The following is a 6,630-nucleotide window of genomic DNA, read 5'->3' as shown; positions in this document are numbered from 1 at the left end:
ATTCATGAAACCCTCCGGCAGGGAGATGGACAAGCGGCTTGTGCTCAACGCCCGACACGGCATCTCACACTGTGCGGTCGATGCTGGGCAGCGCCGCTGTTGACGACCGACGAAGTACGGGGGCGAGGGCGTCGAGTACCCGCGCGTCGTCGATCGTGGACGGCGCCTTCTCCGCGTGTCCGTCAGCGATGCGACGCATCGTTTTTCGTAGGATCTTGCCCGACCGGGTCTTCGGAAGGGCTGGGACCACAGCGACGTCCTTCAGCGACGCAACAGCGCCGATCTGTTCGCGAACCCGTTGCACGAGCGCGGCAGTGATCTCTTCGTCGTGGTCCGCGGCCGAGGTATCGACATTGGACTTCAACACGACGAAGGCGCGGGGTATCTGCCCCTTCACGGGATCGGCCACGCCGATGACGGCGCACTCTGCAACATCGGGATGCGAGGCGAGGACTTCCTCCATCGCACCCGTCGACAATCTATGTCCGGCGACGTTGACGATATCGTCCATGCGCCCCATCACGTACACGTAACCATCGGCGTCGATGCGGCCGCCATCACCGGTCAGATAGTAGCCGTCGTACGTCGACATGTACTCGAGGAATCGCTCGTCGTCGTTCCAGAGGTTCGAGAATGCACCCGGCGGCAGTGGCAGCTTCGCGGCGATCGCTCCGTCTTCGCCCGATGCGACGGGATGCCCATCGGAATCGAGAACCCGAACGTCCCAGCCGGGCAGTGGCTTCGATGGCGAACCCGGTTTGATCTCCAACAGCTCGATCCCTGCGGGGTTGGCTACCATCGGCCATCCCGTCTCGGTCTGCCACCAGTGGTCGAGGACGGGGACACTCAGAAGACCCGTGGCCCACCGGTGCGTTTCGGGATCGAGCCTCTCGCCGGCGAGGAAGAGGTACTTCAGCTCCGATAGGTCGTACATTTCTGCTTGTCGCCCGTCCGGGTCGACCTGCTTGATCGCACGTAGGGCGGTGGGGGCCGTGAACATCGACCGCACCGAGTGTTCGGCACAGACTCTCCAGAACTGGCCCGCGTCCGGCGTCCCAACAGGTTTGCCCTCGTACAGCACGGTAGTTGCGCCGGCGAGCAACGGTCCGTAAACGATGTAGGAGTGTCCGACAACCCATCCGATGTCCGACGCCGTGAAGATTGCCTGACCGGGACCCACGTCGTAGACGTTCCGCATCGACCATGCCAGTGCCGTCGCGTACCCGCCGCTGTCGCGCACGACGCCCTTCGGTGGGCCGGTTGTGCCGGAGGTATAGAGGATATACAACGGATCGGTGGACCGGACCGGCACAGCCTCCGCGGGCGTGGCGGCCGCAACTACGTCGGTCCAGGCTATGTCGTTGTCACCCATGACGGCTGTCGCCTGTGGGCGCTCGAAAATCACCTGCCTCGCTGGTGCGTGATGGGCGAGCTCGAGTGCACGGTCCAGGAGGGGCTTGTACTCGATGACACGGGTTCCTTCGATTCCACAGGTGGCAGAGACGATTACGGTCGGAGTGGCGTCGTCGATGCGGGCGGCGAGTTCCTTGGCCGCGAACCCCCCGAAGACCACCGAATGCACCGCGCCGATCCGGGCGCACGCGAGCATCGCGATCACAGCCTCCGGGATCATGGGCATGTAGATCACCACGCGGTCGCCCACGTTGACGCCGAGCTCGCGAAGCCCCCCGGCAAAGACGGCCACCTCGTCGCGCAGACGAGTGTAGGTGTAGATTCGCTTGACTCCCGTCACTGGAGAGTCGTAGACGAGCGCGGTGCAGTCACCGCGACCGGCCTCGACGTGCCGATCCAGCGCATTGTGCGCGACGTTGAGCCGTCCGTCCGGGAACCACCGGTAAAACAGAGGTTTCGTACTGTCGAGCGCGGTCAGGGGCGGCTCGACCCACTGCAGCATTTCCGACGCGCGCAGCCAGAAATCGTCCCGGTCCTCAACGCTGCTCTTCATCACGTCGTCGAACGCACCCACGTCTTTGCCCTCTCTCGTAACTTCGGTCATGTCCATCTCTCCCCTCCAGGAACCCGATCGGCCCGTGCATCGCGGACTACGGAATAGACCATCACGCGCCCTCGTCGAGGTTCAGGAAGAACCAGCGGCCTGTGGGCGCGAGGCCCGCCAGGTACTTGCCGCAACTTTGCAGAACCTGCGGCCCTGACGTGATGTGTTGCGTGCCAACGTTCAGGTCTCGGAAAAGTCGCTGGAGGTCACCTTCTCGGATCGCCGCAGTAGCAGCCCATTTATGTACAGCGAGTCCGACACTCTGGGCAGTTCGGGTCGTGTGGTTGAGCATGAGCCGCGTCAGGCTCTCCTGCTTGGTCGTAAGGTGGTCCCCGGAGTCCAGGGACGCCTCGTTGCTCAGCCAGACTTCGCGTACCCATGCGCGTGCCGCACCCAACTTCGCCTCGGCGTCAGCGTATTCGGCGTAGAACTGTTGAGTATCCACCCACGCGCCCGGGGCCCCTGTCTTATCAGCGGCGTAAGACTGCAGCTCATCGAGCATCCGGCGGGCCACACCGAGCGCCCAGCCGGTATGGCAGATCCCGGATAAATTTGCCGCACCTGTCTTGTACAGGGCTCCTCCCATCTTCGCGGTGCCCGTGGCCGACTCATACACATGGGTGTCAGGAACGAATAGGTCGTCACATGAGTAATCGATAGATCCAGTCGCTTTGAGACCCATCACGTTCCAATTGTCCACGATCTCCGCTTTCTCTTTCGGGAAGATGAAGGCCAGGGGCCGCTGAGTCTCCGTGTCGAAGCCGGCTGCGTAGGCGTAGGAGGCGTGGTGCAAACCCGACGCAAACGACCACTGCCCAGAAAGGAGGTAGCCACCCTCAACCCTCTTGACGGCTCCCAGGCGGGTGGCCTGCCCCGCAACGAGCCGATATCCGCCGTCTGGGAATAGATCATCGGCGTCTTCACCCAGGTAGGCAATGGTCGATCCCGTGGCCATTTGCAGTGCCATGAACGCCCAGCCAGTCGAGGGATCGGCGTAAGACAATCTCTCGATCACCTGAATGCTCTGCCAGGGAGTGAGTTCATAACCACCGGCCATTTTCGGGATGCCGATGCGGAAAGCACCCGTCTCGTGCAGGGCGTCCATTACCTCGTCGGTCAGCCTTCCGCGACGCTCGCACTCTTCTGCGTTCGCCTTCACCAACGGAACAATCATTTCGATGCGTTCCATCAGAGCCTCGAATTCCTCGCCAGGATTGAGCCGGTCCGCATTGTCGACATGCATGTGGCCGAGCGCCGTCGAAGCCTCGGTGTCAAGTGTGGTCATAGCGATCTCCCTCGGTTAACGCTCGTGGAACCAGCAATTCAGCTACGGCAAAGCTATGCGTAGGTCGGCGGACGTCCTATCCACATTCGGTCGAGCACCAGTGCAGTCTGTGATTGACGTCACCTCGTCGGTCAGACACCATGTGCATCAAGAGGAAGGCGCTACATGCACTCACTTTCACGGGTCGCACCGTCCGTCGTCAGGATGGGCGACGTTCCCAATAGGTTGCTGGTCGACACCACAGACCCGAAACAGGCAGCAGCCGTCGTCGCAACCCTCCTCTCCCCGCACATCCTGAGCGTCGGAGGTGACCGTGATGGTTTCCGCGCCAGGGTTCGCCATCTGCAACTCGGCGATATTCAGGTCACGCATTTCCGGTACGGATCGGAGTTGGAAATAGTCGCGCAACCGCTCGACTCCTATGCGGTCAATTTCATGCTTCAAGGTTCGACAGAGACGTTTGTCGGGCGCGAATGCGTGCACTCGGAAACAGGCGACGCTGTAGTTTATTCTCCCCACACACCGTTCCGGCTAACCTGCAGCCAGGACCACGAGATGCTATGTCTCGTCGTCCCCACTACTGCAGTCTCGAGCCGCGCTCGCAAATTAACTGCTGGAAGCCACAGCGACATTACTTTTACACCCTTCGTCGACCGGGAGTCCGGCGGTTTGGTCCGATCGGCGGTAGCAACGGCTCTCCAATTGGCACACGCTCGATCCGACGAATTGCCCGTCGCCCTCGGATGGGAATTGAGGGACGCTGTTTTGGCCGGCATGCTCCTCGGGCTTCGGCACAGCCACAGTGACGCAATCAATCAGGAACCTCGTGACGCGTCGTTCGAGGTTCTCGACCAGGCGATGGCGGAAATGCGGGCAAATCTCGCGTCACCAATTCCCATACCGCGTATCGCCAGTCGCATAGGCGTCCCTTTACGGGTGCTCCAGGAAGCTTTCCGTGCGCACTGCAACATGACACCGCTCGCCTGCTACAAACGCCTTCGGCTGGAAGCCGTGCATGATGAGTTGATGCGACGCACCTCCCCGGATGCGACCGTAACCGACGTCGCGGTCACCACAGGCGGCTTCCTCCATCTGGGCCGTTTCTCCAGGGAGTACTCCACTGTCTTCGGTCAGTATCCGTCAGAGACGCTTCGACGCCCGCCGCCCGGGCTGCCTATCGCTCAGGCGACAACCGCACTCGATCCATCGTGAGTCACCCTGTCGGCCGGTTCCGTGCGCCGGTCACCGTGGTGACCGGCGAGCGGATAGTGGCTATACCGCAATCGCGTCAGGATGCGACGCTCAGCGGATCGAACAGGAATTCCAGACACGCGTCGATGACCGGCTCCGGCTTTTCACCGTCGAGGACGTGTCCGACACCCTCGACCACGAGAAGTCGCGCATCCGGGATCTCCGCCGCGTAGATTTCGGAATGCCGGCTCGGGATGATGCGGTCCTCACCTGCGGCCACGACGAGTGTCGGTGCCGCTACGAGCGGCAGCCGGCTACGCAGCTCAGGGTCGCAGAGCACGGGGTCGGAGGCGAATCGCGCAAGCGAGGACATATCGCGAGCGGCTGCCGCCGCGGCTTCCTCGTCGGGGGGTGTCGACAGCACCAGCTCGATCATGTCGGGGGAGTGGAAAAGGTGCCTCACGATCTCGCCTGGGGTCAGGGCGAACAGATCCGTCACCGGCGCCTCGGGCAGATCGAGCCCGGCGGGGCAGAGGAGAGTCAGCGAGCGGACCCGTTCGGGCGCGCGGGCGGCCAATTCAGCCGAGATCCAGCCTCCGAAGGAGCTTCCAATCAGATCGAAAGTGTCGAGCTCTAAGAGGTCGACGACCCGCAGGTAGTGCTCAACGATGTCATTCACCGAAGTGAAGTCTGCGAAATCACCCGACAGGCCGAACCCCGGGTGGTCGGGCGCGAAAAGCGTGCGACGGGCGGCAATCGCCTCGTGGAGGGGGCTCCATGCCCGGGCTCCACCCGCGGAATGCAGGAGAAGAGCTGGGACTCCCGTTCCCGAGCGCAGAACGCTGACGATGCCTCCCGGAGTTTCCAGGTCGAATCGCTCCGGACCGATGGGGGACTGGGTGGAACTGGGCATGATGGCCTCCCGGAAGTTCTGGTAGTGCGGCCGTGCCAGCTTCCCAGGGCTGCGGACAGGCTACAAGCCGAAATTTGCACGTGGGCGGGCCATTCTCGGTTGGCCCGACGCAGTTGCCAAAGCCGTGTTGGGATTGTTTACTGAGCACGCGAGTCAAGGCGCGCTCTGTCCCGTGCTGCATCCGGGATACCTCCGCCGCGCGGTTTGCGATACGAACTCTCAGAACTACCTACCAAGAGGAGACCGCAGTGACCGAGTCGACTTCTCAGCACCGAGTAGCCATAGTGACTGGCGCCGGGCGCGGAATGGGCAGGGCACACGCCCTGGCATTGAGCGATTCAGGATGTCGCGTCATCGTGAACGACCGCGACGCTGACGTCGCGGAGACGGTGGCCAAGGAAATAACTGAACGCGGCGGCACCGCCGTTCACAATGCCTACGACGTCGTGACCAATCCAGAGGAACTGGTTGCACACGCCATCAATTCCTACGGACAGCTCGACATCGTGGTCAACAACGCGGGCGCCCTCGGGACGACGTTGTTCGCTGATACCACCTCGCAGGACTGGCACAGACTGTGCGACATGCACATTCGATCGGCAGTTGGGGTGTCCCGTTCAAGTTGGCCCCATCTGCTGAAGTCTGACGCCGGCAGAATCATCAACGTCTCATCAGTGGGCATGTTGGGCAGTCCCGGTTTCACCGCTTACGGCACGGGCAAGGCTGGCGTATTCGGCTTCACCAACAGCCTTGCCTTCGAAACCACCGGCACCAGTATCACGGTGAATTGCATCCTTCCATCAGCATGGAGTCGGATGACCGCGGAACTTCCCGACCCAGTGGTTCGCGAAGTCTTCGAACATCACTTCCAATCCGAGCACGTGGCGACTTTTGTTTCACAACTTGCTGATCCGGATTGTACCGTCAACGGTGAGGCGTTCGAAGTGGGTGGCGGATGGGCCTCACGCCTGCAGCTCGCGCTCGGCCCAGCAGTCGACATCACCGCATCGGCGTCGGGGACATGGTCTGGGCAGTCGCGGGCGCTTCTGAGAGATGGAGCACTGACGCCGGTGCGCACCCCGTCGGAGTGGCTCGGGGTCGAGATTTCGAGGATCGCTCCAGAACTCGGCAAGGGAATCGTCGACACGCCGACCGAGTTCAACACCCTCGAATACCGGTGACCATCACACACGGCAACGCTGGTCCTCGATACCTCGATACCTC

5 protein-coding genes are annotated in these 6,630 nt (G+C 62.2%); 2 read left to right on the top strand and 3 right to left on the bottom strand.

Annotated features, from left to right (window positions below):
- Positions 1-64 precede the first annotated feature (64 nt).
- On the bottom strand, positions 65-1,987 hold the full coding sequence (locus tag AZG88_RS23515; protein WP_061699360.1) for an AMP-binding protein: 1,923 nt from the start codon (positions 1,985-1,987) through the stop codon (positions 65-67).
- A 91-nt stretch (positions 1,988-2,078) separates the two neighbouring features.
- Positions 2,079-3,302, bottom strand: a complete 1,224-nt coding sequence (locus AZG88_RS23510; protein WP_231914154.1) for an acyl-CoA dehydrogenase family protein — start codon at positions 3,300-3,302, stop codon at positions 2,079-2,081.
- A gap of 204 nt (positions 3,303-3,506) precedes the next feature.
- Here AZG88_RS23510 and AZG88_RS23505 point away from each other — a divergent pair, with 204 nt between their 5' ends.
- A complete protein-coding gene (locus tag AZG88_RS23505) occupies positions 3,507-4,514 on the top strand; it encodes an AraC family transcriptional regulator (RefSeq protein WP_231914153.1) in 1,008 nt (335 codons plus the stop codon).
- A gap of 76 nt (positions 4,515-4,590) precedes the next feature.
- Here AZG88_RS23505 and AZG88_RS23500 read toward each other — a convergent pair whose 3' ends face one another.
- On the bottom strand, positions 4,591-5,406 hold the full coding sequence (locus tag AZG88_RS23500; protein ID WP_061699357.1) for an alpha/beta fold hydrolase: 816 nt from the start codon (positions 5,404-5,406) through the stop codon (positions 4,591-4,593).
- 248 nt (positions 5,407-5,654) lie between these two features.
- Between AZG88_RS23500 and AZG88_RS23495 the strand changes: the two genes are divergently transcribed.
- Complete coding sequence (locus AZG88_RS23495) at positions 5,655-6,587, top strand: SDR family NAD(P)-dependent oxidoreductase (protein ID WP_156517596.1); 933 nt, start codon at positions 5,655-5,657, stop codon at positions 6,585-6,587.
- The last annotated feature ends 43 nt before the right edge of the window (positions 6,588-6,630 follow it).

Source organism: Rhodococcus sp. LB1 (assembly GCF_001583455.1).
Lineage (GTDB): Bacteria > Actinomycetota > Actinomycetes > Mycobacteriales > Mycobacteriaceae > Rhodococcus_F > Rhodococcus_F opacus.
The sequence above is the reverse complement of the archived record's forward strand: the minus strand, read 5'-3'. Positions and strand labels throughout refer to the sequence as shown.

Coding starts and splice junctions, on each gene's coding strand:
- AZG88_RS23510 (WP_231914154.1), bottom strand. CDS start 3,302: ATGACCACACTTGACACCGAGGCTTCGACGGCGCTCGGCCACATGCAT.
- AZG88_RS23505 (WP_231914153.1), top strand. CDS start 3,507: ATGGGCGACGTTCCCAATAGGTTGCTGGTCGACACCACAGACCCGAAA.
- AZG88_RS23500 (WP_061699357.1), bottom strand. CDS start 5,406: ATGCCCAGTTCCACCCAGTCCCCCATCGGTCCGGAGCGATTCGACCTG.